General features: G+C 61.2%; 21 protein-coding genes and 1 pseudogene. 10 read left to right on the top strand and 12 right to left on the bottom strand.

Translation table 11 applies throughout. From position 1 onward, the window contains the following. The first annotated feature begins 154 nt into the window (after positions 1 to 154). The gene (locus tag ACYZT4_RS09075; protein WP_461987088.1) at positions 155 to 835 is read left to right on the top strand and encodes a GNAT family N-acetyltransferase; all 681 of its coding nucleotides are present in this window, start codon (positions 155 to 157) and stop codon (positions 833 to 835) included. Between the two features lie 34 nt (positions 836 to 869). Here ACYZT4_RS09075 and ACYZT4_RS09070 read toward each other — a convergent pair whose 3' ends face one another. Together ACYZT4_RS09070 and ACYZT4_RS09065 are read right to left on the bottom strand one after the other, a co-directional pair. After that, on the bottom strand, positions 870 to 1,991 hold the full coding sequence (locus ACYZT4_RS09070; protein WP_461987086.1) for a DmpA family aminopeptidase: 1,122 nt from the start codon (positions 1,989 to 1,991) through the stop codon (positions 870 to 872). A gap of 163 nt (positions 1,992 to 2,154) precedes the next feature. Then, the gene (locus tag ACYZT4_RS09065; protein WP_461987085.1) at positions 2,155 to 3,258 is read right to left on the bottom strand and encodes a polyamine ABC transporter substrate-binding protein; all 1,104 of its coding nucleotides are present in this window, start codon (positions 3,256 to 3,258) and stop codon (positions 2,155 to 2,157) included. A 111-nt stretch (positions 3,259 to 3,369) separates the two neighbouring features. On the opposite strand from ACYZT4_RS09065, the gene ACYZT4_RS09060 reads away from it, so the two are divergent. Then, positions 3,370 to 4,143, top strand: coding sequence for a helix-turn-helix transcriptional regulator (locus ACYZT4_RS09060; protein ID WP_461987083.1), 774 nt, complete (start codon positions 3,370 to 3,372; stop codon positions 4,141 to 4,143). A 25-nt stretch (positions 4,144 to 4,168) separates the two neighbouring features. On the opposite strand, the gene ACYZT4_RS09055 is transcribed toward ACYZT4_RS09060, so the two are convergent. Then, on the bottom strand, positions 4,169 to 5,104 hold the full coding sequence (locus ACYZT4_RS09055; protein ID WP_461988613.1) for a class I SAM-dependent methyltransferase: 936 nt from the start codon (positions 5,102 to 5,104) through the stop codon (positions 4,169 to 4,171). Between the two features lie 1,024 nt (positions 5,105 to 6,128). Between ACYZT4_RS09055 and ACYZT4_RS09050 the strand changes: the two genes are divergently transcribed. The 7 genes and pseudogenes from ACYZT4_RS09050 to ACYZT4_RS09020 all read left to right on the top strand — a co-directional run. Then, positions 6,129 to 6,749 (top strand): cytochrome b/b6 domain-containing protein, encoded by a 621-nt coding sequence (locus ACYZT4_RS09050; RefSeq protein WP_461987081.1) that lies wholly within the window; start codon positions 6,129 to 6,131, stop codon positions 6,747 to 6,749. After that, a complete protein-coding gene (locus ACYZT4_RS09045; RefSeq protein WP_461987080.1) occupies positions 6,746 to 7,525 on the top strand; it encodes a molybdopterin-dependent oxidoreductase in 780 nt (259 codons plus the stop codon). The genes ACYZT4_RS09050 and ACYZT4_RS09045 overlap by 4 nt, the downstream gene beginning before the upstream one ends. Before the next feature lie 71 nt (positions 7,526 to 7,596). Further along, positions 7,597 to 7,878: a pentapeptide MXKDX repeat protein gene (locus ACYZT4_RS09040; RefSeq protein WP_461987078.1), complete on the top strand. Its 282-nt coding sequence runs from the start codon at positions 7,597 to 7,599 to the stop codon at positions 7,876 to 7,878. A 252-nt stretch (positions 7,879 to 8,130) separates the two neighbouring features. Continuing rightward, positions 8,131 to 8,643, top strand: coding sequence for a formaldehyde-activating enzyme (gene fae / locus ACYZT4_RS09035; protein ID WP_008043405.1), 513 nt, complete (start codon positions 8,131 to 8,133; stop codon positions 8,641 to 8,643). Between the two features lie 10 nt (positions 8,644 to 8,653). Then, positions 8,654 to 9,688 carry an aldo/keto reductase gene (locus ACYZT4_RS09030; RefSeq protein WP_461987076.1) on the top strand — a complete coding sequence of 345 codons (1,035 nt, stop codon included), beginning with the start codon at positions 8,654 to 8,656 and terminating at the stop codon, positions 9,686 to 9,688. After that, positions 9,685 to 11,118: an NAD-dependent succinate-semialdehyde dehydrogenase gene (locus ACYZT4_RS09025; RefSeq protein ID WP_461987074.1), complete on the top strand. Its 1,434-nt coding sequence runs from the start codon at positions 9,685 to 9,687 to the stop codon at positions 11,116 to 11,118. The genes ACYZT4_RS09030 and ACYZT4_RS09025 overlap by 4 nt, the downstream gene beginning before the upstream one ends. Before the next feature lie 92 nt (positions 11,119 to 11,210). Next, a pseudogene (locus ACYZT4_RS09020) lies at positions 11,211 to 12,000 on the top strand (MFS transporter); the annotation flags it as partial. A gap of 116 nt (positions 12,001 to 12,116) precedes the next feature. Here ACYZT4_RS09020 and ACYZT4_RS09015 read toward each other — a convergent pair. From ACYZT4_RS09015 to ACYZT4_RS08980, 8 genes are all read right to left on the bottom strand, one after another. Beyond that, complete coding sequence (locus ACYZT4_RS09015) at positions 12,117 to 12,992, bottom strand: LysR substrate-binding domain-containing protein (protein WP_461987073.1); 876 nt, start codon at positions 12,990 to 12,992, stop codon at positions 12,117 to 12,119. A gap of 172 nt (positions 12,993 to 13,164) precedes the next feature. After that, entirely contained in the window at positions 13,165 to 14,271 is a 1,107-nt protein-coding gene (locus ACYZT4_RS09010; protein ID WP_461988611.1) for a hypothetical protein, read from the bottom strand. Between the two features lie 163 nt (positions 14,272 to 14,434). Next, positions 14,435 to 16,081, bottom strand: coding sequence for a dipeptide ABC transporter ATP-binding protein (locus ACYZT4_RS09005; RefSeq protein ID WP_461987071.1), 1,647 nt, complete (start codon positions 16,079 to 16,081; stop codon positions 14,435 to 14,437). A 2-nt stretch (positions 16,082 to 16,083) separates the two neighbouring features. Further along, positions 16,084 to 16,920, bottom strand: a complete 837-nt coding sequence (locus tag ACYZT4_RS09000; protein ID WP_461987069.1) for an ABC transporter permease — start codon at positions 16,918 to 16,920, stop codon at positions 16,084 to 16,086. Then, positions 16,917 to 17,870: an ABC transporter permease gene (locus ACYZT4_RS08995; RefSeq protein ID WP_461987067.1), complete on the bottom strand. Its 954-nt coding sequence runs from the start codon at positions 17,868 to 17,870 to the stop codon at positions 16,917 to 16,919. The genes ACYZT4_RS09000 and ACYZT4_RS08995 overlap by 4 nt, the downstream gene beginning before the upstream one ends. 75 nt (positions 17,871 to 17,945) lie before the next feature. After that, complete coding sequence (locus ACYZT4_RS08990; protein ID WP_461987066.1) at positions 17,946 to 19,580, bottom strand: ABC transporter substrate-binding protein; 1,635 nt, start codon at positions 19,578 to 19,580, stop codon at positions 17,946 to 17,948. Between the two features lie 464 nt (positions 19,581 to 20,044). Continuing rightward, positions 20,045 to 21,274, bottom strand: a complete 1,230-nt coding sequence (locus tag ACYZT4_RS08985) for a M24 family metallopeptidase (protein ID WP_461987064.1) — start codon at positions 21,272 to 21,274, stop codon at positions 20,045 to 20,047. A 56-nt stretch (positions 21,275 to 21,330) separates the two neighbouring features. Continuing rightward, on the bottom strand, positions 21,331 to 22,212 hold the full coding sequence (locus tag ACYZT4_RS08980) for a HalD/BesD family halogenase (protein ID WP_461987062.1): 882 nt from the start codon (positions 22,210 to 22,212) through the stop codon (positions 21,331 to 21,333). Between the two features lie 116 nt (positions 22,213 to 22,328). Here ACYZT4_RS08980 and ACYZT4_RS08975 point away from each other — a divergent pair, with 116 nt between their 5' ends. Continuing rightward, positions 22,329 to 23,231 (top strand): LysR family transcriptional regulator, encoded by a 903-nt coding sequence (locus ACYZT4_RS08975; RefSeq protein ID WP_461987061.1) that lies wholly within the window; start codon positions 22,329 to 22,331, stop codon positions 23,229 to 23,231. Here ACYZT4_RS08975 and ACYZT4_RS08970 read toward each other — a convergent pair. Then, on the bottom strand, positions 23,181 to 24,416 hold the full coding sequence (locus ACYZT4_RS08970) for an MFS transporter (RefSeq protein ID WP_461987059.1): 1,236 nt from the start codon (positions 24,414 to 24,416) through the stop codon (positions 23,181 to 23,183). The two genes, ACYZT4_RS08975 and ACYZT4_RS08970, sit on opposite strands and share 51 nt — an antisense overlap. Positions 24,417 to 25,547 lie beyond the last annotated feature (1,131 nt).

The following is a 25,547-nucleotide window of genomic DNA, read 5'->3' as shown; positions in this document are numbered from 1 at the left end:
TCCAGTAATTCCAGTAAATGTCTGGAGGCGACTTTAGGCCGGTCCGCTGGCGAGAAAAACGGGCCAACGATCCGTACTCTCTGGACGCCGGACTCCGTAATCGACTTAAGCCCGGTTATGATAAGCACGCCCCGCCCCCAGAGCCCGAGCCTCAATGCCCCAGATCACCCACTTCAAAACCCCGTGCCCCGAGCACCTCACCAGCCAGATTCTGCAGATGGTCGTCGACAACCTGACCGATATCAGCATGGTCGCCATCCCGCCGAGCAACCTGTTGTACAACGTGTACCAGTACGCGATTGGCTATGAAGTGCACCTCTATCTGCAGGCGCTGAGCGGGGAAAAAGGCGTTGCGGTGGAGTTGATCGTCGCCACGGACGTGGATGATCCGCAGACCGTCATCGGCTTCTTGCTGTACCTGCCGATCAAGGACGACCCCCAAGCGTGCGGCGTCGCGTACATGGCGGTGCAGGCCGGTCATCGGCGTCAGGGCGTGGCGCGCAAAATGCTGCGGGAAATGACCGCACGCTACCCCCACGCCGAGCTGACCTGCGGCGTTGGCAAGGTCTCATGGTTCGAGTCGATGGGCTTTCAGGTAGTGGGCGCGCGCGGTACGCAAGTGTTGATGAACACCCGCGATCACCGCTCCGAAGGCTTGATGGGGCTCCTGGACGTGTCCGCGATCTACAGCTCGCTGGAGGTGCGACAGATTCATACGTACCTGCTGCAAAAACACGGCAAGCGCGCGATGCTCGATGCGGAGAAACAGCGGGACCGGCACCTGGATCAGCTGACGTACAAGGTCAATGAATTCGTCCGCGAGCGCTTGGGCTAAGGTCTGCAACCCGATCAATTGTGGGAGCGTCAACTCAGTAAACCTGTTCCCCCGGCCAACCCGCCCGACGCAACGCTTTGAGCAGCGTTTCAGCGTCCAGCCCAGGCACCGCATGACCATTACCCTCGGCGCTGTCGGAGGCCAGCAAGGCGTTGATGATCGCTTCTTCCACCGCTTCGGTGGCAGCGAGGAACAACTCGCTGATGTGATCGTTGTTGACCATGCTCAGGTTGTCGGTGGTCGGCGCTTTCTTGCTTTCGTAAGCGGCCGGAGGCACCTCGTTGCCGGTTGCGAATGCAATGAAAATGTCGCCGCTGTGATCTTCGTTGCCGCCGCCAGTGCGCGCTAGGCCGAGGCTGGCGCGCTGGGCGAGGCGGGTGCATTGATGCGGCAGCAGCGGCGCATCGGTGGCCAGGCAAACCACAATCGAACCCATGCCCGGATACGGCAACGACGCCTTGAGAAACGGCGAGTCGGCCTTTTCCATGTAGCGCCCGACCGGGTAGCCATCGACGCGTAGTTCGTTGCGGATGCCATGGTTAGCCTGGACGATGGCGCCTACTGTCCAGCCACCCTGAGCGGCGTTCAAACGTCGCGACGCGGTGCCGATGCCGCCCTTGAATTCATGACAGATCATCCCGCTGCCGCCACCGACCGCCCCTTCGGTCACCGGCCCACCGGATGCCGTGCGCAATGCATCGGCCACGTGCTCGACATTGACGTGGAAGCCGTTGATGTCGTTTAGCAGGCCGTCGAAGGTTTCCAGCACCACCGGCATGTTCCAGTAAAGTCGGCCGTCGTCGGGTTGCTGTTCGCGGTCAAGCACAATCAAGGCATCGCGCACCACGCCCAGGCTGTGGGTGTTGGTGAAGGCGATCGGGCTGGTTAACAGGCCGGCCTCGCGGACCCATTCGAGGCCGGTGGCATCGCCGTTACCGTTGAGCACATGCACACCGGCGAAGCACGGGTGCTGACTGGTGGAACCGAGGCGCGGTTCGATCACGGTGACGCCGGTCAGGATGTCGCGACCGGTTGCGGAGCGGCCTCGCACATTGCTGTGGCCGACCCGGACGCCGGGCACGTCGGTGATGGCATTGAGCGGGCCGGGTTGCAGTTGGCCGAACTGCAGGTTCAAGTCGCGGGCACGTGGTTTCATCGTTTATCTCGTCTTCAATTCGTGGCAGAAAAAAGTGGGCAGGCTGAACACAAATCCATGTGGGAGTGAGCCTGCTCGCGATGACCGAGTGTCAGTCACATCAAAAGTTGGATGTAACGGCCTCATCGCGAGCAGGCTCGCTCCCACAGGGTTTTGCGTAGGTTTACTGCCCGTTCTTGACCTTGCTCCAGATCCGCGTCCGTACACGTTCGGTAGCCGGCGGCAGTGGCTGGAGGGTGAACAGCGTCGCCAGGGCCTCGGCCGACGGATATACCGCCGGGTTGTTGCGGGTCGCTTCCGCCACCAGCGGCGTGGCGCTGCGATTGCCGTTGGGATACGACAGGTGATCGCTGACCGGGGCGATGACTTCGGGTCGCATCAGGTAATCGATGAACGCCAGCCCTTGCTCCGGATGCGGCGCGTTCCTGAGCAACACGAGGGTGTCGAACCACACCGGCGCGCCTTCTTTCGGCAGGCTGTAGGCGATTTTCACGCCGTTGTTGGCTTGCTCGGCATTGGTCTTGGCTTCCAGCATCGCCCCGGACCAGCCCACTGCAACGCAAATATTGCCGTTGGCCAGGTCGCTGATGAATTTCGACGAGTTGAAGTAGGCGATGTGCGGACGCAGTTTGAGCAACAGCGCTTCGGCCTTCTTGTAATCCTCGGGATCGGTGCTGTTGGGCGGCAGACCGAGGTAGTGCAGGGCGACCGGCAGCATCTCGGACGGCGAGTCGAGCATTGCCACCCCGCACTGGCCGAGTTTGGCCAGGTTGGCTTCGTTGAACACCAGCTCCCAGGAACCCACCGGCGCCTTGTCACCCAGCGCGGCACGCACCTTGTCGACGTTGTAACCGATGCCGTTGGTGCCCCACAGGTAAGGCACGGCGTACTGGTTGCCCGGATCGTTATTGGCCAGTTTCGCCAGCAGATCCGCGTCCATGTTTTTGAAATCGGGCATCTTCGCGTGGGGCAGCGGCGCCAGTGCACCAGCCTTGATCAGGGTCGGCAGGCTGAAGTTGCTCGCCACCACCACGTCATAGCCGCTGCGGCTGGTCAGCAGTTTGCCTTCCAGCACTTCGGCGCTGTCGAAGGTGTCGTAAACCGGCTCGATCCCGGTGTCGCGCTTGAAGTCGTGCAGGGTAGTGGGACCGATATAGTCGTACCAGTTGTAGACGTGCACGGTCGGCCCCTCGGCGGCCATCGCCGACAGCGAAACGCACAAACACGCGCTGAGCCCGAGATTGATCTGTTGGCGACGACGACTCATGATGCGGCACTCCTGGCCTGCTGCAGGCCGTTGATGAACAGGTGCTTGCAGCGTATCGGCAGGCCGGTAACTCACCCATTCCCATCATGGGTTACTCGAAAGGGGTAGTGCGTGGACGCGTTGCTGAAAGAACTGCCGGTGCATCAGGGGCTGGCGCGGGTGTTTGGCGCGCTGGGCCGCGACGTTTTCTGGCGCGCGCTGGTCGATACGCTGCGGTTGCTGGTGCCGCTGGACAACGCGCTGGTTGCGGTGATGCGCCCAGGGCGGGTGCCGCGCCTGCTGATCGATTTCGACGGCAAGGGCAGTGGCGACGAGCCTGAGGAACTGGCCGACTACAGCGCTGGCATGTACCTGCTCGATCCGTTTTATCAGGCAGCCTGCGCCGGCATCGCCGACGGTCTGCACAGCCTCGATTCGCTGGCGCCCGACCAGTTCCAGCAGAGCGAGTACTACCTGAGCTACTTTCGCTCGGTGGTGGGTGCTGACGAGTTGCAGTTCATGATCAACCTCGACGGTGCTGTACTCGGTTTGTCACTCGGCCGTTCGACGCGCTTTACCCTCGAAGAGCAGGGCCGGCTGCTCTGCGTGCGTGACTGGGTGCTGGCCGCGATGCGTCACCACCTGCAACTGACCCTGCCCGAAGGCCCGGTCGCCGAAGCCGTGGCCGGGGATCTCGCGACGCTGCTGGATCGTTTCGACGCACGCCTGACAGTGCGAGAGATCGAAACGGCGCGGCTGATTCTTCAGGGGTTTTCGAGCAAGGCGATTGCCCAGCAATTGGGGATTTCACCGGAAACGGTGAAAGTGCATCGGCGCAACGTCTATCACAAGCTCAATGTGAACGGGCATGGGGAGTTGTTTGCGCTGGTGTTGCAGCCGCGATAGTTGCGTTGAATGTTTCATCGCGGTGTTACCGACGAAACACCAACGCCTTCAACCCACACTCGGCATCCGCATCCGGAAACTCCGGCGGGTTCTCTAGCCGCTGCTCAAACCGCAGGCCCGGCGCCTCACGCATGACGCCTTCGATCAAGAAGTCCGCACCCAGCGCCGGATCGTTCATGCAGGCCAATACCGTGCCTTGCGGGGTCAGCAATTCCGGCAAGCGGCGCAGCACGCGCTGGTAGTCCTTGGTCAGCAGGAAACTGCCTTTCTGAAACGACGGCGGGTCGATGATCACCAGATCGTACGGTCCTTTGCCAATCACCTTGCCCCAGGATTTGAACAGGTCGTGGCCGAGGAAGGTCACCTTGCTCATGTCGTGGCCGTTGAGCCGGTGGTTATCGCGGCCCCGGTTCAAGGCCGCGCTGGACATGTCCAGGTTGACCACGTGTTCGGCGCCGCCCTCGATGGCCGCCACGGAAAAACCGCAGGTGTAGGCGAACAGGTTCAACACGCGTTTGCCCTCGGCGCTGGCGCGGACCCAGTCGCGGCCGTAACGCATGTCGAGGAACAGCCCGGTGTTCTGTTTGCGACCGAGGTCCACGCGGTAGCGCAGGCCGGCTTCGGTAATGGTCATGTCCTCGATCACTTCCCCGACCAGCCATTCGGTGGTGCTTTGGAGCAGGTACCGATGTTGCAGCGCCAGGGTGTGCGAGCCGGATTGCGTCCACTCGGCTGATTGGGTGATTTCCATCAGCCGCTGTTTCAGCTCGTCGAGCTGCGCCGCTTCGGGTTCCTTGAACAGTGACACGAGCACTACACCCTGCAGCCAGTCGACGGTCAATTGCTCCAGCCCCGGCCAGCAGCGCCCGCGACCGTGAAACAGCCGGCGGGTTTCGGCGGGGGCCGTTGCCAGCGCGGTCAGCAGGTGGGCGTGGAGGGTGGTGAGCGCTTCGGAATTCATCGGGTCGGGTCGGGCCATTTGAGGGGGCGGCATTTTAACCCTATTTGCGTGTATTGGGCTGACAACTCCGACCACTGTGGGAGTGAGCCTGCTTGCGAGGGGCATATCCGTTTTATGTGTGATGGCGGGGATTGGTTTCGCCCTTACGGCGAGTCACTTTTGATAGAGCGCAAAAGTAACCCAAACGCTCTTGCCCCACCACTTGGCACCTCGCTAAGGCTCGGTGTGCCCTCACTCCGGCATTGCTCCGCGGGTCGCCGCGATGGGCCATCCATGGCCCAGCGCGGCTAAACCGGCATCCTTGCCGGTTTACCCGCTACGCAATGCCTGCGTTCGGCCGGCGTGGTTAACGGGGCGCCTGCGATCAAAATCAAAATCAAAAACGCGGCGGCCTCTGGGCCGACCGGGGCGTCAAGCGGGCGCGCTGCGCTTGTTTGGTCGTGCACAACCTCCGGGCTGACGCCGATCCCCTGTGGGAGTGAGCCTGCTCGCGATGGACGTCAACGATAACGCGTACTGCCTGAATGAACGTGTCGTCTGGGCATTTTTCGCGAGCAGGCTCGCTCCCACTGGGGGAATGCGCACGACAAAGAGCCAGGTCGGCTATCAGGCCGCCTCGGCGTAGATTTTGATTGCAGGCGCCCCATTAACCACGCTGGCCGAACGCAGGCATTGCGTAGCGGGTAAACCGGCAAGGATGCCGGTTTAGCCGCGCTGGGCCACGGATGGCCCATCGCGGCGACCCGCGGAGCAATGCCGGAGTGAGGGCACACCGAGCCTAAGCGAGGTGCCAAGTGGTGGGGCAAAGAGCGCTTGGTTACTTGCCGCTTTTGCAAGTGACTCGCCGTAAAGGCGAAACCAATATCAGTCGTTACCCCAGAAACGGATATGTACTCAACCCAAAACCCACAACCTGGGGCCGTCGCGAGTTATCACATTTAATTTAACTTTACGTGAGGATTTGGCGACCTGTCGGCTTCCATACTCGGCTCCAACGAATAACAACAATCGCCGGGAGCCCATCATGTCGCAGTTACCTGCTTCGCCCACGGTCAGCACCCACCCACGCTGGCTACGGCTGACCCATTGGCTCAATGCCCTCGCGGTGCTGGTCATGGTCACCAGCGGTTGGCGCATCTACAACGCCTCGCCGCTCTACGATTTCAGTTTCCCCAAAGGCATCACCCTCGGCGGCTGGCTCGGTGGCGCGTTGCAATGGCACTTCGCGGCGATGTGGTTCCTCGCCGTCAACGGCCTCATCTACCTGATCATCAACCTCGCCAGCGGCCGTCTCTATCGCCGCTTTTTCCCGGTCTCCCCGAAAGGCGTGCTCCACGATCTGTGGGCCGCGTTGCGCGGTCGGCTGGGACATGCCGATTTGAGTCATTACAACCAAGTGCAACGGGTCGCGTACCTGTTCGTGATGGTCGACATCACGCTGCTGGTGATCTCCGGCCTGGTGATCTGGAAGTCCGTGCAGTTCCCGCTGCTGCGTGAATTGCTCGGCGGTTACGACACCGCGCGGCATGTGCATTTCATTGCGATGGCGCTGTTGATGGCCTTCGTCGCAGTGCACCTGGTGATGGTTGCGCTGGTGCCTAAAACGCTATTGGCCATGATTGCTGGTCGCAAGGAGCCCGTATGAAAAAGCGCATCGAAGGCCTGGACGAGTCCTCGATACTGAGCGACGCCCGCAAGATCATTGCCCCGCAGATCGAAGACCGCTCGCGCCGCTCGTTCCTGATGCGCAGCCTGACCCTCGGCGGCGTGGCCATGTTGTCCGGCTGCAACATCACCGACAACGACAGCGTCGACACCGCGTTGTCCTCGATGTCGCGGTTCAACGATCGGGTGCAGGGTTGGCTGTTCAATCCCAATGCACTCGCACCGACGTACCCGGCGTCGATGATCACCCGGCCATTTCCGTTCAATGCCTTTTACGGCATCGATGACGCGCCGACCGTCGAGGAAGAAAGCTATCGGCTGGAAGTCACCGGTCTGGTCGCCGACAAGCGCAGCTGGCGCCTCGAAGAGTTGCGCGCCATGGCGCAGAACGAGCAGATCACCCGACACATTTGCGTCGAAGGCTGGAGCGCGATCGGGCGTTGGGGCGGCGTACGTTTCAGCGACTTTTTGAAACGGGTCGGCGCCGACACCAATGCCAAATACGTCGGTTTCAAATGCGCCGACGATTACTTCACCAGCATCGATATGGCCACCGCGCTGCACTCGCAAACCCTGCTGGCGCTGACTTACGACGGTGCGGTGCTACCACGTGAATACGGCTTCCCGATGAAGCTGCGCATGCCGACCAAGCTCGGCTACAAGAATCCCAAACACATCCAGGCGATTTTCGTCAGCAACACCTACACCGGCGGCTACTGGGAAGACCAGGGCTACAACTGGTTCGGTGGCAGCTGACGGCGCCCGACACCTTCACCGCGCAGCTCACGCTGCGTTCATTCGCAACCTGCGCTTCAAGGAGTTTCATCATGAAAACATTAACCACCGTCGTATTGTCCATGTGCCTCGCTGTAGGCGCCGCCAGTGTGTTTGCCGCTGAGGCGACCACCACCAACGGCATGAGCCAGGACAGCATGAGCAAGGACTCGATGTCCAAGGACGCCATGAAAAAAGACACGATGAAAAAAGATGGCATGAGCAAGGACACAATGAAAAAAGACACGATGTCCAAGGATTCGATGAAGAAAGATGAAATGAAAAAAGACACCATGTCCAAGGACACCATGAAGAAGGACGACATGTCGCAATAATCCAGTTGACGCAGGGGGATTGAGGGTATGACTTCAGGTCATACCCTCATGACTTTTAATGGTTACAGCCCCGCCAACCCCCAGTGTTAAAAAATCGCAAACACAGCTCATCAACAACAAAAAAGAGCGTTTGCACCCATGACTAATCCTGTCCGCCACATCCCGCGCTCTTCAACCCCCGACATTTGCCACGCGATCTCCACGGTCCGCGTGCACATCTGATCACCCAAAATCCCTGAAGAGTAACGACTCATGAAAGAACTCGACCTGTACATCGGTGAAGGCTTCGAAGGCCCAGGCGTGAACGCCGCGCACATCAACATTTTGATCGGCCCACGCAACGGCCCGGCCGGGCAGGCGTTTGCCAACAGCCTGGCATCGCCGAGCCAGGGCCATTGCCCGTTCATGGTGATCGCCCAGCCGAACATCCCGGTCAAACCGATGACCCTCTACGTCAACAAAGCCGCGATCAGCAGCGACCTGCACGGCAACGCCACCTGGGGCGCATCCCAGGCCGGCATTGCAAAAGCGGTGCTCGAAGCCTTGCTCGACGGCACCCTGCCGCCAGAAGCCGAAGACGAGTGGGCGATCGTCACCGCCAACTGGGTCAACCCGGCGTGCGACGACCTCGACGCGGTGTACCTGAACAACTACAACGCCTGCCGCACGGCGATCCGTGCCGCGCTGACCGGCAAGCCGGAAACTGCGCAACTGGCGGATGTGGTCAACCACATCAGCAACCCTTTCTACACGCCGAAAGCCTGAGGTCCGCGCCATGCAATACATTCGTTTGGGCAACTCCGGCCTTGAAGTGTCGCGCCTGTGCCTCGGCACCATGAACATGGGCACCCCGGACTGGAAACCGTGGATTTTCGATGAGAAGAAAAGCGAACCGATCGTCGCGCACGCGCTCGACAACGGCGTCAACTTCATCGACCTCGCGGACTTCTATTCCGCCGGTGTCGGCGAGGAAGTGGTGGGGCGCATCGTCAAGCGCCTGGCCCGTCGCGAAGACCTGGTGATCACCACAAAAGTCGGCTACGGCACCCGCACAGGGATCAACGCCAGCGGCCATTCGCGCAAGCACATCATGGACAGCATCGACGCCTCGCTGAAGCGTCTGAACATGGATTACGTCGATGTGTTCATGCTGCATTACTTCGACGTGAACACCCCGGTCGAAGAAACCATGAGCGCGATGAACGACATCGTGCGTTCCGGCAAGGCGCGGTACATCGGCGTGTCGACCATGCTCACCGGGCAACTGGCGAAAATCCTCATGGTTTGCGAGCGCAACGGCTGGGTAAAACCGATCAACATGCAACTGCAACTGAACTGCGCCTACCGCGAAGAAGAACGCGAGATGATTCCGTTCTGCCGCGACCAGGGTCTCGGCGTGTCGGTGTTCAGCCCGCTGGCCCGTGGCTTGCTGACCGGTGACGTGCAGTCGACCCGCAACCAGACTGACTTCTTCACCCAGCAGATGTACAGCGACGAAGCCTCGTTCGAGATCGCCCATTCGGTACAACGTGTGGCCCGGGCGCGCGGCGTGTCCAATGCGCAGATCGCCCAGGCGTGGGTCGCCAACCATCCAGGCGTGGACTGCATGCTCGTCGGTGCTGACACTACCCAGCAATTCGACAGTGCCCTGGCGGCACTGGAAACCAGACTCGATGCCGATGAACTGCATGAGCTGGAACGCAATTACACCCCGTGCGACGTGATTAACGATTATACCGCTGGCAAACGTATCTTGCGTTCGGCCCGTCCGGGGCTTGAGCGCTTTAATCTGACCGAGGCTGTGGCATGAGCGCGCTGATCCGTAACGGCAATTTCATCGACGGCCAATGGTCCAGCGGTGGCTCGACTTATCCGGTATTCAACCCGGCCAACGGTGAGCTGATCGCCGATGTGCAAAAGGCCGGCGCCGAACACACCAACCGGGCCATCGACGCCGCCAACCGCGCGTTGCCGGCCTGGCGCAAATTGACCGCCAAGGAACGCAGCCAGAAGCTCAAGCGCTGGAGCGAGCTGATGCTGAGCAACCAGAAGGATCTGGCGACGCTGCTCAGCCGCGAACAAGGCAAACCGCTGGCCGAAGCCATGGGCGAAGTGGTGTACGCCGCAAGCTTTCTGGAGTGGTTCGCCGAAGAGGCCAAGCGCGCTTACGGCGACGTGATTCCGAGCCACAAGGCGGATGCGCGGATCATCGTGGTCAAGGAAGCCATCGGCGTGGTCGCCGCGATCACACCGTGGAATTTCCCGCTGGCGATGGTCACCCGCAAGGTCGGCCCGGCACTGGCGGCCGGTTGCACGATGATTCTCAAACCCTCGGAAGAGACGCCGTTGTCGGCGTTCGCACTGGCGGTGCTGGCTGAACAGGCCGGCATTCCGGCCGGTGTGTTCAACATCGTTTCCGGCGATGCCGTGGCGATTGGCGGCGCGCTGCAAGCCTCCAGCGTCGTGCGCAAACTGTCATTCACCGGTTCCACCCGCACGGGCAAATTGCTGATGCGCCAGGCCGCCGAGACCCTGAAAAAAGTCTCGCTGGAACTGGGCGGCAACGCGCCGTTCATTGTCTTCGACGATGCCGATCTGGACGCTGCGGTGAAAGGCGCGATGGCCTCGAAATTCCGCAACACCGGGCAAACCTGCGTCTGCGTGAACCGCTTCTTCATTCAGGACGGCGTTTACGAGGCCTTTACCGGCAAGCTCGCCGAAGCCGTGGCGGCAATGCGCGTGGGCAGTGCACTGGACGGCGAAACCGAACAGGGTCCGCTGATCAACGCGGCGGCGCTGGCCAAGGTTGAACTGCACGTCGGCGATGCGCTGGAGAAGGGCGCCAAACTGATGTGCGGAGGCCGGCGCCATGCGCTCGGCGGTACATTCTACGAGCCGACCATCCTCGCCGAAGCCAACAGCGAGATGCTGATTGCCCAGGACGAGACCTTCGGCCCGGTCGCCGCGTGCTTCCGTTTCAAGGACGAGGCCGAAGTGCTGCAAAAAGCCAACGACACACCGTACGGTTTGTCCGCTTATTTCTACAGCCGCGACATCGGCCGCGTCTGGCGCATGGCCGAAGGCCTGGAAGCGGGCATGGTCGGAATCAACGAAGGGATCATTTCCACGGAAGTGGCGCCGTTCGGCGGCATCAAGGAATCGGGCCTGGGCCGCGAAGGCTCGAAGTACGGGCTGGATGACTACCTGGAAATCAAATACCTGTTGATGGGCGGCCTCTAAAAGCATCAGCCAACCCCTGTGGGAGCGGGCTTGCCCGCGATAAGGGCCATACATTCAGCAATGATGTTGGCTGACACTTTGCTATCGCGGGCAAGAAACATCGTGGTGTGCTGCTCGGTTCGTTCAGCGTGATTTGGACCTTCGGCTACGTCGCCGCCACCTTCGCCGGCACCGCCATGCTCAGCCTCGGTGACGATGCCTGGCGCTGGATGCTGGCGTCGTCGGCCATTCCGGCGGCAATCATCCTGATTGCCCGCATCGGCACCCCGGAATCGCCACGCTGGTTGGTCAATCAGGGCCGCATCGCCGAGGCACGTGCGATCGTCAAGAAACACTTGGGTGACAACGTCGAACTCGACGAAACCCAATCCACCGAAACCCGCTCCGGCTACGCGGTCTTGTTCAGCCGCGAATACCGCACACGCACCGCGTTCAATTGCCTGTTCTTCGTCTGCATCGTGATGCCGTACTTCGCGATCTACACCTTCCTGCCGTCGATTTTGCAGAAGATGGGCCTGGCCGAGGGGTTTGGCACTGAGTTGATGCTGAACATGCTGCTGATTCTCGGCGTTGAGCAACCTGGTCGGCGTATTCCCGGCCGAGAGCTTCCCGACCGAAGTGCGCGCCAGCGGGATTGGCCTGGCGACGGCGGTGAGTCGTTTGGGCTCGGCAGTGAGTACGTTCCTGATGCCGGTGAGTGTGGCGGGGATCGGCTTGAGTCCGACCATGGGCATACTGGCGGCGATTCTGGCGTTGGGCGCGTTGTTGTCCTGGGCCTGGGCGCCGGAGACCAAATCGCTGACACTGAGCCAGGCGTGCAAGGCGCAGAGTCCAGTGGAAGGCAGTGCGCCGGTGGCCGCAAAAGTCGTAGCCCCGATCTAAGTAACTACATCAATCAACTGTAGGAGCGAACCTGCTCGCAATGGTGTGTCAGTCGACATCAAGGTGGCTGACACACCATCGCGAGCAGGCTCACTCCTACAAGGGGCATCGTTGATTCAGGGATTGCTGACCAGCCCGAGCCAATCGGTGAACAACCGCACTTTCGACAAACCCTGCTTGTCGTTCGCCACATCCAGCCAATAGCCATACGGCCCGATCACTTCCACGGGTGTGATCGGCAACAGGCTGCCATTCTCCAGTTCCTTTTCGATCATCTGCCGGTCAATCACGGCCAGGCCGCCGCCCGCCAGCGCGGTGTGGATCACTTGATCCAGGGTGCTGAATTCCAGCCCTTGCCCCGCATCGACATCGGTGCGACCCATTGCCTCCAGCCAGTTCTCCCAGACCTTCAAGCGCTTGCCGTCGTGCAGGATGTGCAGCAACGGAAATTGCCGCAGGTCCGGCGGCTGGCCGTTGACGAACAATTCCGGGCTGGCCACTGCCATGTGCCGTTCCATCACCAGCAACTGGCTGTTGCAATGGGGCGCGGCGTCGAGGCCGAAGCGGATGTGGCAGTCGATTTCCGCAAGACTGTCGTGGCCGCTGTGGTGGGTCACGCTGAGGCTGATGTCCGGGTAGCGCTGGCAAAACGCGCGCAGGTGCGCCGACAACCAGCGCGTGGCCCAGGTCGGTGGCGCGACGATGCGCAGACGCTGGCGCAAGTTGGGTACGCGCACCGCTTGCAAGGCGCGTTCGACGTGGTCGAAGGCGTCACTCAGTTGCGGGGAGAGGGCAATCCCGGTTTCAGTCAGCGACAGGCCTTGCGGCGTGCGGATGAACAGGGCGACACCGAGGTAGTCTTCGAGGTGCTTGATCTGGCGGCTGACCGCGCCCTGGGTGACATTTAGCCCCAGGGCCGCCTGACTGAAACTGCGATGCCGCGCGACCTCTTCGAAGACACGCAGCATGTTGAGCGAGGGCAGTTGACGCATGAAAAGGTGGCTCCGGACCTGACGCCGAGGTGGGGCAGGTTTATTGTTTTTGATGAATATTCTGTAGGGCGTATCTGACTCCTCCGTGATGGGCTGATGCAAGTGTTGTTTGGGCGGACGTCATCGCTGGCTTGCCAGCGAAGGCGTCCTCATGGACGCCAAAAAGCCTGGGTCAGAAGTAATACCCAATGTTCATGTACAACTGACTCTCCCAATGATCGGTCCCGCCGGCCCCCAAGCTCTGGGTGTAGCTGCTGCCGCCGATATACGGATCATTCTTGCCATACAACCATTCGGTCGCGATCCACAATTTACTGAAGGAAAACGACGTACCGAGGATCAACCGCTCCGAGGTCTTGAACTCGCTGGCGGATTTATCGAAGGCGCTGTAGTTGGCGTACAGCTTCACGCCGCTGATCTGGTCGAACAGGTATTTGCCGCTGACGTCATAACTCAGGTCCGCGACGTACAAATTGCCGCGACTGGCGACGTTGTAGGTGCCGTCGTAACCGCCCAGCGTCACCACTTCATCGGTGCCGGCGTTGCGCGGTGACATTTGTTGCCGCGCCGCTTGCAGTTGCACGCCCCACGGACCGTTCTTGCCCAGGTAATGCACGGCCACGGCGTTGCGGCGGCCGTCGTTGTCGGTGTCTTTGTTTTCCAGGGTCGAGGTCAGGCCGGAGAGCCCCACTTCGGATTTCCACGGTCCCAGGTCCATGGCCTTCGCTACCCGCAGGACCACGGTGTTGCGTTCCTGGTTGTCGCTGCCATCGCCCACGTAACTGTCGGCCCCGGAGACCACGCTGGAGTAGGTCACGCCTTTGCTGGTGCCTTTGCCTTGCCACGCAGGGCGCAGGTAGTAACCGGCCTGGACGTTCCAGTCGCCGCTTTGCTGGATGTACTTGGCGCCGACCTGTTGCACGTCTTCAAGGCCGATGACGTTGCCCAGGGTTTCGTAGAAGGTGCTGCCGAAGTACGGCTGCAAACCGAACGGCACGGTGTTCAAACCCACCTGCACCTGCTGATCGGGGTTGAACTTGTAGCCGGCCCACGCGAACTTGGCGAACTGTATGTCACCGTAGTTTTTGGTGTACTGGTAAGGGTACGAGCGACCGTAGAAACGGTACTGAGCCTCGCCGATCCAGGTGTCGGAATGGTACTTGGCGCTGAGGAACACCGTGTCCAGGCCGAACTTCTGAATGTCGCGGTCCGGGTCGTAATCCCAGCGTGCGCGAACGGCGCCGCCGAGGTCGAGGTTGTCGGTCACCTGCACCGCCATGGCCGGGGCCGCGAAGGCGCCGAGCAGCGGAATCAGGGCGATGGAACGGACCGCGAGAGGGGTGGTTGTGCGCACAGTAATACTCCTGACTTTTTTAGTTATGGTTGGCAACAGCAACCCATGCCGCAGCGAACGCTGCGACCTGGGGAAAGGGTTGAAAGGGTTAGCTGGCTTGAGGTCGAATCAGCCTCAGCGTGGGTGCAATGACAGGCAATACCGGTATCGCCGAAGCACCGGGGGCCGCCGCGAGCAAGGTCTGGGTGTAGGTGTTTTGCGGCCGCAACAGCACCTGTTCGGCCGTGCCGTATTCCACCACTTCGCCCTGGCGCATCACCGCGATGTAATCGCTGATCTGCGCCGCCACGCGCAGGTCATGGGTGATGAACAAAATGCTCAGGTTGAGGCGCTGCTGCAGTTCGGCGAGCAGCTCTAGCACTTGCTTTTGCACCGAGACATCCAGCGCCGAGACGCTCTCATCGGCGATCAATACTTCCGGGCGCATCGCCAGGGCGCGGGCGATGCCGATGCGCTGGCGCTGGCCGCCGGAGAATTGCCGAGGCTTGCGTTTGAGGGCGTCGCGCTTGAGCCCGACCTGTTCGAGCAAATCACCGGCCTCGGTCCACGCATCCTTGGCCGACAAACCCCGCAGTTGCGCGGCGCGAGCGATGATGTCGCCGACGCGATGGCGCGGATTCAGCGAGCCGTAAGGGTCCTGGAAAATCATCTGGATCCGCCGCCGATTGGCCGCCAATGCCGAACCGCGCAAGGCGAGGAAATCCGTATCGCCGACCCAGACATGGCCGCTGTCGCTGTCCACCAGCCGGATCGCGGCTTTCACCAGCGTGCTTTTGCCGGAGCCGGACTCGCCGACAATCGCCAGCGTCTTGCCCCGTGGCAGTTGCAGCGAGACATCCTTGAGCGCCGGCACCCGACGGCCACCGACGTTGTAGGTTTTGGTCAGGTGCTCAATGCGCAAGGCCAATTCGCCGTCGGCGCAGGGGGCGTGCAATTCGGGGTGCAGCGCCGGCACGGCGGCGATCAATTTGCGGGTGTACGGGTGGTTCGGCGCGTTGAGCACTTGATCGCGCTCACCGATTTCCACCAACACGCCACCCTCCATGACGGCGATGCGGTCGGCGATTTCCGCGACCACGCCGAAGTCGTGGGTGATGAACAGAATGCCGTGTTGGCCACGACCGCGCAGGTCTCGCACCAGTTTCAGCACCTGGGCTTGCGTGGTCACGTCCAGCGCCGTGGTCGGTTCGTCGGCGATCAGCAAGTCCGGGTTCATCGCCAGCGCCATGGCAATCACCACCCGTTGGCATTGGCCGCCGGAGAGCTGATGGGGAAAGCTGTTGGCGATGCGTGGCGGGTCGGGCAGCTGGGTGGAATCGAGCAGGGCGAGCATGCGTTCGCGGCGTTCGGTGGCGGGCATGTTGGGTGCGTGAATGTCGAAGATTTCTTCGACCTGCTGACCAATGCGAATCGCCGGGTTCAGCGCCGCCATTGGCTCCTGGAAAATCATCGCGATACGGTTGCCGCGCAACCGGCGTAATGCCTGTTCGTCCATGCGGCAGATGTCGTCGCCGAGGAAGTCGATCACCCCTTCGCTGTGCCGCAGGCCTTTGGCGTAGTCGCCCATGATTGCCGCCGACAGCACCGATTTGCCGGAGCCGGATTCGCCGATCACGCAAAGGATTTCACCCTTGCGTACATCGAGGCTGATGCCTTTGACGGCGTGGCTACGGTCCGCGCCGGCGGGCAGTTCGATGGAGAGGTTTTCGACTCGAAGCACTTGTTGTGGGTTCATGCTCAACTCCTTGCGCCTTGCTGGGCGTGTTCGTCCAGGCCGTCCGCCAACAGGCTGAGGCCGAGCATCAGGGTGGAGATGGCAATGCACGGGAAAATCACCAGGTGCGGGAAGGCAATGGCCATGCTCCGGCCTTCGTTGATCATGCCGCCCCAGTCCGGGGTCGGCGGTGGCAGGCCGAGGCCGAGGAAACCGAGGGCGCCGATCATGATCGCGGTGTAGCCGATGCGCAGGCAGAAATCGACGATCAGTGGGCCGCCGCAGTTCGGCAGGATTTCCACCAGCATGATCCGCAGCGAACCTTCGCCTTGAGTGATGGCGCTGAGCACGTAGTCCCGCGAGCGAATGTCGATGGTCAGCGCGCGCATGATCCGGAAGATCGCCGGGGCGCTGGTGAAGGTCACCGCAATCAGGATATTCAGCGCAGAAGCGCCGAGGGCGATGATGATCACGATGTACAGCACCAGCACCGGGAACGACAGCACGGTGTCCGCGACATAGGACAGCAATGCATCGACCCAGCCATTGAAGTAACCGGCGCACAGGCCCATGGCGATGCCGACGGCGAACGCTGTCAGCGTCGCCAGGATTGACCAGAACAACACGGTGCGCGTGCCCCAGATCAGCCGCGATAGAATGTCTCGGCCGATCATGTCCGTGCCCAGCAGGAAGCTCATCCCGCTGTCATCCGCGGTCATCGGGGTCAGGAGCGGCGTAAAGCTTTCCAGTGGATCGTGGGGCGCCAGCCACGGCGCGAACAGCGCCATGACCACCCAGCCGCCGACCAGCAGCAAACCGAGCAACGCCAAGGGATGTTTGAACGAATTGAGGAAGTTCATTGGCCGCCTCCGCCAAGACTGCGCAGGGTAATGCGCGGGTTGAGCCAGGTGTAGGCCAGGTCCGAGAAGATTTTGGTCGCACCGACCACGATGCCGCTGATCATCGCGCAGGCTTCGATCAGGTAAACGTCATGGTTCAGCGACGCGGTGTAGAGCAGCGACCCGAAGCCTTTGTAGGCGAAGAACACCTCGACCACGATCACGTTCGACAGCAGCCACGGGATGTACAACATGATCACGGTGATCGGTGCGATCAGCACGTTGCGCAGCGCGTGGCGCAGCACGATCCTTGAGGTCGACGCGCCTTTGAGGCGGGCGGTGCGGATATACGGCGCCTGCATCACCTCGACCATTGAGGCGCGGGTGATCCGTGCCAGATAACCGATGCCGAACAGGCACAACACCATCAGCGGCAGCGCCAGCTCCACGGGATTGAAGCCGTCGCTCATGCTACTCACGCCCGGCAACCAGTTGAGCCAGAACACGAAGATCGCCGAGACGAACACCGCACTGGCGAAGTCCGGAATCGAAGTGGTGACGATCGACAGAAACGACACCAGCCGATCCACCGCCGAGCCTTGGCGAATGCCCGCCAGAATGCCCAGCGTCAGTGCCACCGGCACCATCACCGCCAAGGCCAGGCCCGCGAGAATCAGGGTTTGCCCGAGGTTGGGCAGCAGCAGGTCGATCACCGGTTCACGAAAATGCACCGAGGTGCCCCAGTCGCCCTGGACAAAATCCTTCAGCCACACCAGGTAGCGCCAGACGAAGGGTTGGTTGTAGCCATGTTCCACCAGCCACGCGGCGCGTTGGTCGGCGGCGGAGTAGGGGCCGAGGACGTTGATGGCAACGTCTTCGATGTTCAGTTCCAGGGCCAGGAACACGATTACCGACACTGACAGCAGGGTTGCCGCCAGCGCCAGTAACTTGCGCAATAGAAATTCAGCCATGCTCGCACGCTCCGGCTAATCAAGGGATGGCGGCCCGCCGCACCGAAGTGGGCGAGCGCATTCGAGGCGCTTGAATCAGGCGCTCAACCAGACTTCATCCATTGGGTAGAAGTCCGAGGGGTGAACCTTGAAGCCCTGGACCTTCTTGCTGGCGGCGGTGAATTTGTCGCCCCAGAACGGCTGCACCATGACGCAGGCGTCTTGCAGGATTTGCTCGACGCTTTGCATGGCCAGCGCCCGTTGTTTCGGGTCGATGATGCCCATGGCCGTGTCCAGCGCAGCGTCGAAGGCCGGGTCGCTGTAGTGGCTTTCGTTCCACGCCGCGCCGCTGCGGTAGGCCAGTTCCAGCGACATCACGCCCAACGGGCGATGCGCCCAGTAAGTAAGGCTGAACGCGGCTTTGTCCCAGATCGGCCAGTACTGAGTCGCCGGGATGACTTTGAGGTTGATGCGAATGCCGGCCTCGGCGCAGTTCTGCTGCAGGATCTGCGCGCAGTCCTGTTCGTAGCGGCCCTGGGTGTTGCCGACAATCAGGTCAATGTCGATGCCGTTCGGATGCCCGGCGTCGGCGAGGAGTTTTTTCGCCCCGGCGACGTCTCGGGCACGCTTGGGTAGCGGGAAGTATTCCGGGTGGGACGGGGCGACGTGGTGGTCTTCGCCTAAAGTGCCCATGCCGCGGTAGGCGATTTTGAGCATTTGCGCGTTGTCGGCGCAGAGCACCACGGCTTTACGAATCCGCAGGTCATCGAACGGTTTCTGGTCGCAGGCCATGCGCATGACGATGGTCTGCGCCGATTTGCAGGTCAGCAACTGCGCGCCCGGCAAGCGTTTGGCCAGGTCGAGTTCGGCGACCGTCACGCGGTACAACACGTCTACCTGCCCGGCCTGCAACGCGGCGAGGTGGGTGGAGATGTCGGTGCCCATGTCGACGTAGCGCAACTCGTCGAGGTTGGCCGGTTTGCGCCAGTAATCGGCGCGCTTGGCGAAAGTCGCCTGTTTGTTGACCGCGAACGACACCAGCTTGAACGGCCCGGTGCCGAGCGGGTTTTTCGCCCAGTCGTCACCGGCCTTGAAGCTGCGGTGGACGATGGCGCAGGTGAAGGCGTTGAGCATTTCCGGAATCGCCAGTATCGGCCGCTTGAGCACCAGGCGGAACTGAAAGTCACCGACTTTTTCGAAGGCCGTGATGTCCTGGAACGCGGTGCGGTTGACCGACTTCGAATCAGCTGCGATCCAGCGCTCGATGTTGTGCTGCACGTCCTCGACGTTGAAGGTGTCGCCGTTGCTCCACTTCACGTCCTGGCGCAGGTTGAAGGTCCAGATCTTCAGGTCGTCCGACGGGCTCCAGCTTTCGGCCAGGTACGGGTGAGTGATGTTGTCGGCGTCGACCCAGGTCAGAAACTCCAGGGAGTTGCGCAGCAGGTTCGAGGCTTCGATCCAGGTGATCAGCATCGGGTCCTGGATTTCCTGGATGGCGCAGGCAAAGCGCAGGCTGCCGCCCTGACGTGGCGTGACAGCATCGGCAGCCCGAGCGGCATTACCCAGCAGCGCGGAGCCGAGGAAGGTGCTGGCGCTGGCCGCAGTAATGCCCAGCAACGCCGCAGTGCGCAGGAATTGCCGGCGATTGATCTCGCCACTTTTGACGTGGGTGCACAGGTCGTTTACCGCTGGATGCGGCAGGGCGCCGTCCAGTGTCATTAACTCTTTCATATGCCTCTCCGATAACGTGCAAAAAATGCGTTTTTCGACTGGCCGCGAGATGAGAGCGTGCGGCAGACGCGGTCGGTTTTCGATGAACCGAAACTGTCAGTGGCAGGCACCGCGAAGGCGCAGGCAAGACAGGCGTGAAGCCGGCAGCAGAACAGGGCGCAACGAGATCAGGAGGACGGAGGCGGGACAGGACATAGGGCAGCTCTCATGTTGTTTTTATTTGAGATGCCCGCAGTTTTGTCATCTGGGCAAAGATCGACAAACGATAAATTCAACGCTGAAACGTTCGATAAATGCATGTTACTGACCGTGAGGAAGGCTGCCGCTTGCGCTAGACAGGCCGGACGGAAGAAAACGCGGGCACGAAACAGTGCGCGGTGGCCGCAAACGCCCCTCGTTCCATGGCGGAACAAGGGTCAAAACGGACAGCGTCGAAGGAGGTGACGGCGCTGTCCAGGGACAACTCAACGCGGCATCAGGCGCGGATCGAACGGGTAGTCGGAGAGCAATTCGATACCGTTTTCGTGGATGTAGATCTGCTCTTCGAGCTTGACCCCTTCGCCGCCTTCGTCGTGGCCGATGTAGCTTTCCACGCAGATGGTCATGCCCGCTTCGAACACGCCGTCGTACCCCAGTGCATCGATGTCTTCGCGGTGCACCACGTACGGGTATTCACCGGTCATGCCGACGCCATGCGCAAGGGCGAAGTAGCGGTTGGCCTTGTAGTTGTCGGGGATCTTCCACGCCAATTCGGCGTATTCCTTGAAGCTGCGGCCGGCCTTGAGCATTTCCATGTTGGTCTGCACTTGCTCGTAGGCCAGTTTGTACAGCTCCTGTTGCTTGGCGGTCGCGGCTTGGTCGCCGCAGAGGAAGGTGCGCGAGAAATCCGCGTAATAGCCGAAACGCCCGACCACGTCGGTGTCCAGCGCCACCAGGTCACCGGCCTCGATAGGCCGGGTGCTGCACTCCTGGAACCAGGGATTGGTGCGCGGGCCTGAGGACAGCAGGCGGGTTTCGACGTAGTCGCCATCGGTGGCAATAACGTGTTGGTGAAGGTGCGACCAGAGTTCGTTTTCAGTGATGCCCGGCACCAGTTTGCTTTCCATCAAGTGCACGCCGGCCTCGGTGGCGCGCAGGCTGGCGCGGATCATCTTCAGCTCGTTCGGCACCTTGATGCAGCGCGCCCGTTCCAGCGGTTCCTGGGCGTCGAAAATCTGATAGCCGAGCTTCTGCAGTTCAAAGGCGGCTGCCGAGGTTGCACTCTCGATGGCGATGCGCTTATTGCCGCCACCGTGCTTGCGCACCAATTCATCGATTTCGGCGGCCCATTCGGCGGTAACGTTGTTCAGGAAGCTGTCGCAGAAATAATAGGAGATGGCTTTGGCCGGGCGTACTTCGTCGACGGTGTTGAGCTTCTCCGCCAAGTGCAGGCAACCGCCGAATTCAAAGATCACCACCGGGCCTTCCGCCGGAATAAACGCATAACGCGCCGGGTTGCGCGCCGAGTACACCTGCATATTGCGTGAGCCAGTGGCGTAGCGCATGTGGGTCGGGTCGAACAGCACGCAGGCGGCGTAGTCGCGTTTTTTCAGTTCGTTGCGCACCCGTTGCAAACGGTCGAGCTGGATTTGCTGGATCTCGTCGTAGGTCGGTTCGCAGTCGGCGGGGTTGCGGTTAGGGCCGGACAGACTCATGGGGTGTTCCTCGCAGGGCAAATACGGTTGGTTTTTTCAGAATTTTTTTAGGTGAATCAGTCGAGCAACTGGTCGCTGCGCACCAGGTTGCGTTCGGCTTGCAGATGGGCTTCGGACAGGCGTCCGTAAAGCTGTTTGGTGCGCTGGGCACGGCCGATGATTCCGGGCTTTTCCGAGTAGGCGAAGATCGCCGTGTTGCGTTCGGTCGCACCTTCGACGCGGGTCACACGGTGCACCGAGAAGCGACCCTTGAAGATCTGCAAGTCGCCGGGGTTGAGTTCCAGTTCCTGCACGCGGCTACGATCTTCGCCACGCACTACTTGGCCGACGGCGCCGAGGTTTTCCTGGGTGCGGGAGCGGATCATGGGCGCGTACTCGAACAGACCGCCGGCCTCAGGCTTGCGGGTCATCATGCTGACGATAAATTCGTTGGTGTCGAAATGCCAAGGCTGCTCGGTACCTTCGGGCATGACGTTGATCACCAGGCCGGCGAACGGGTCGGCATATTCGAAAATCTCCGGTTCGTTGAGGCAGGCACCGATAAAGCGCTTCATCATCGGCGAGACGTACAGGCGATGAATGATCGCGTCCGGGGCAATCATGTCGCGGGTGACGAAGCCGCTGGTGCGCTCCATGAATGTGCGGCGCGGATCATCCTGGGGCAGGGTGGGGTCGTCTTCGGTGAAATAGGCGTTGACCTTGCGCACCGAGTAAAACGTCTTGCCCGACAGTGCTTCACCTTCGGCACGAGCCTGTTCCAGCGCTTCAGGCCGCAGGAAATTCTTCAGCAGGCAGCAACCGTCCTCGGCGAGTTCGGCGCGGGCGTGTTCGATCAGTGCCTGCAACTGGACATGGCCCGAATCATGTATGGGGTACAACTCGGTATTAATGATGTCGCTGATATCGCCCACTTCGGCGTCGGCAAGTTGAAGGCTCATGCAAGTCTCCTGAAACTATCAATTAACAGTGTTTGGCGTTGAATCGATAGTTGCTTAAAGAGGTGCGAAGTGGAAATTACAAGTTGTGATCGAATCCATCGGCAGAGGCGATAGAGATGTCAGGCGAACTGGATGGGACATTGCTTAAAGTCTTTGTCGCGATTATCGAGTGCCACGGGTTTTCCGCAGCCGCCGAGCGCCTGCACAAAACCCAATCGACGATCAGTCAGAGTCTGCAACGGCTGGAAGAGATCGTCGGCACGCCGCTGGTGCAGCGCAACAGTCGCTCGGTGAGCCTGACGCCCGGGGGTAAAACCTTTCTGATTTACGCGCGGCAGATCCTCAAGCTGCACGCGGATGCGATCAACGCCATGCAGTTGCCCGACGAGGAGGTGTGCATTCACGTCGGCATGCCCGAGGACTATGCGCAGTTCTGCCTGGCCGGGGTGCTGCGCGATTTTCAAGCGCAGTTTCCCCACGTGCGGCCGGACATTTGTTGCGAGATGTCCACGGCGCTGGTCAGCCGTTTACAGCGTGGCGAACTGGATCTGGTGCTGGGCGTGCAACACGACAATCTGCCGACGGGCGAATACCTGTGTGACGAGCCGCTGGTGTGGGTGGCGGCTGAAGGTTGGCGCGCCAGCGAAGACGCGTCGGTGCCGCTGTCGGTGTACGCCGAGGGCTGTGCCTTTCGCGCCAACGCCGTGCGCGCGCTGGCAGAAGCCGGGCGGCCGTGGCACGTGGTCTACACCAGCCAGAGCCCGCGAGGCATCGGGATTGCCGTCGAGCAGGGGCAATCGGTGGGCGTCACCGCGCGGCGCCTGGTGCCGGCGGGTTGGCAGGTGCTCGATGAGGCGCAGGGTTTTCCGTCAATAGAACCGGCGCGCTTGATGTTCTGGCGCTCTACTGAATGTCAGGCGCCGCCGGTGGAAGTGTTGGTGGATATTCTCTCGCGCCGGTTGAGCGGTTCAGAAAGGCTGACCCAGCGCGGCCTCACGACGTTGACTGCGGGCCATTAATCCCAGCAATAACAGGCTGGCCGCCACCCAGCAGACGATCCAGCCGTGCACCAGCGCAAACTGACCGGTGGCTTGCAGCAGCCAGCCACACAGCCAATTCGCGGTGGCGCTGCCCAGCCCATAACCGACCATGCTCAGGCTCACCACTTGCAGGCTTTGCACCGGGTTCAGGCGTGCGCTAAGGTACGCGGCCATCAAGCCCCAGACCGGGAAATAGAACAACGCGAACAGCCCGGCCGCCAGCCAGGTCAGGCCCAGGCTCGGTTGCCACAAGAGCGCCAGCATCGTCATGCCGAATGCGCTGATGCTCCACGCCATGACCCTGAGTGCGCCCCAGCGATCCGCCAGCGAACCCAACAGCAAACCGCCGGCGACTCCGCCGATGCCGATCAGCGTCCACAGCAGCCCGGTGATCTGCGCGCTGGCGCCCAGCCGTTCGCTGGCAAACGCTGAAAGAAAGTTGAAGAACGGTCCGCTGATCCCGCCGATAAAACCACTGAGCAGCAAAATGTGCATCGCCACCGGATGCTCCAGGCACAGGTGCAGCCACTGCCGCAGTACCCGGCGCAGCGACGGTGAACCGGTGGGTTTGGTGCGCGGATCGGCTTTGAGAGGGGCCAGCGCCCAGAACGTCAGCAGGGTGACGATCAGCGTCAGGCCGGCGCAGATCAGCCAGAAACGGGTCAGGGAGATGCCGTGCAACAAGGCGATCAGCACGCCGTTGAGGCAGATCGCGAACGCCGCCCCCGAAGACGCCAGCCCCAGGACGCGACTGCGATGAGAGGCGGGGATCACTTCAGCGGCCAGCGCGGCGATGGCGTTCCAGTTCGACACTGCACAGGCCGACACCATCGCCAGGCACAGCACAAACGGCAGCACCCACGGCGTGGCGACCGCCAGCGCCAACAGCGCCGGACTCAGGGCCATTGTCAGGCGCACCATGTTGCGCGGGCTGATCCACGCCGCCGCGATGCCGCTGGCAATCGATGCGCCCATGTAGAACAGTTGCAGCAGCGCCGCAATGAACGCGGCCTGGCTATAGCTCAGTTCGAACACTTGGCGAATCTCGGGTAGTAACGCGGAGTAGAGGAAAATACTGAAACCGTGGGTGCTGGCATTGCAGGCGGTGAAGATAAGAGCCAATACGCCGATACGTCTGGTGGGTGAACTTGTAGTGCTTGGCATAGTTTGGCCCGGCTGGATGATTTGCAACAGGATGGGGCGAAGTTGGTTGTGTCGCCCTATGGAAGTGCGTTGCTTTAATGAAGTGTTTAATTAAAGTCAGACTAGCGTTTATATAAAGAGCCCGGCCAGTGCTTAATAGTCATGAGTGTGCTGCGAAATAGTCTTGCCATTTATTCGTCAGCGACAGGCTTCGGGTTGAAAACGACGGTCTTTGATCATGCTCGGATCAAGTTTGGGGATTCTATGTTTCACGGTTGTGCACATATCCATTCCTGCGGTTACGGCGGCTGTTGGTTTTCGCCCTTACGGCGAGTCACTTGGAAAAGCCCCAAGTAACCAAGGGCTCTTGCCCCACCACTCGGCACCTCGCCAGGGCTCGGTGTGCCCTCACTCCGGCATTGCTCCGCGGGTCGCCGCGATGGGCCATCCATGGCCCAGCGCGGCTAAACCGGCATCCTTGCCGGTTTCCCCGCTACACAATGCCTGCGTTCGGCCAGCGTGGTTAATGGGGCGCCTGCGATCAAAATCTACGCCGAGGCGGCCTGATAGCCGACCTGGCTCTCCGGTCGTACGCATTCCCCCTGTGGGAGCGAGCCTGCTCCGGGCGGCGTTCCGACGAAAAACGTCCAGACAACGCGTTTATTAAGACTGCCGGCGTTATCGTTGACGTCCATCGCTGGCAAGCCAGCTCCCACAGGGAACAGGCGTCAGCCCGGAGGTTGTGCACGATCAAACAAGCGCAGCGCGCCCGCTTGATGCCCCGGTCGGCCCAGAGGCCGCCGCGGTTTTGATTTTGATTTTGATTTTGATTTTGATCTGAGGCGCCCCGTTAACCACGCCGGCCGAACGCAGGTATTGCGTAGCGGGTAAACCGGCAAGGATGCCGGTTTAGCCGCGCTGGGCCATGGATGGCCCATCGCGGCGACCCGCGGAGCAATGCCGGAGTGAGGGCACACCGAGCCTTAGCGAGGTGCCAAGTGGCGGGGCAAGAGCCTTTGGTTACTTTGGGCTTTTCAAAGTGACTCGCCGTAAGGGCGAAACCAATAGAAGCCATCCCCCGAATAACGGATATGCCCCCCAAACCAAATAGTATCGGGCCACCCAACTCACCCGGGACAACACAAAAATGCA

The organism is Pseudomonas sp. GB2N2, assembly GCF_054897705.1.
Note: the sequence above shows the minus strand (reverse complement) of the source record. Positions and strands in the feature narration are given on the sequence as shown.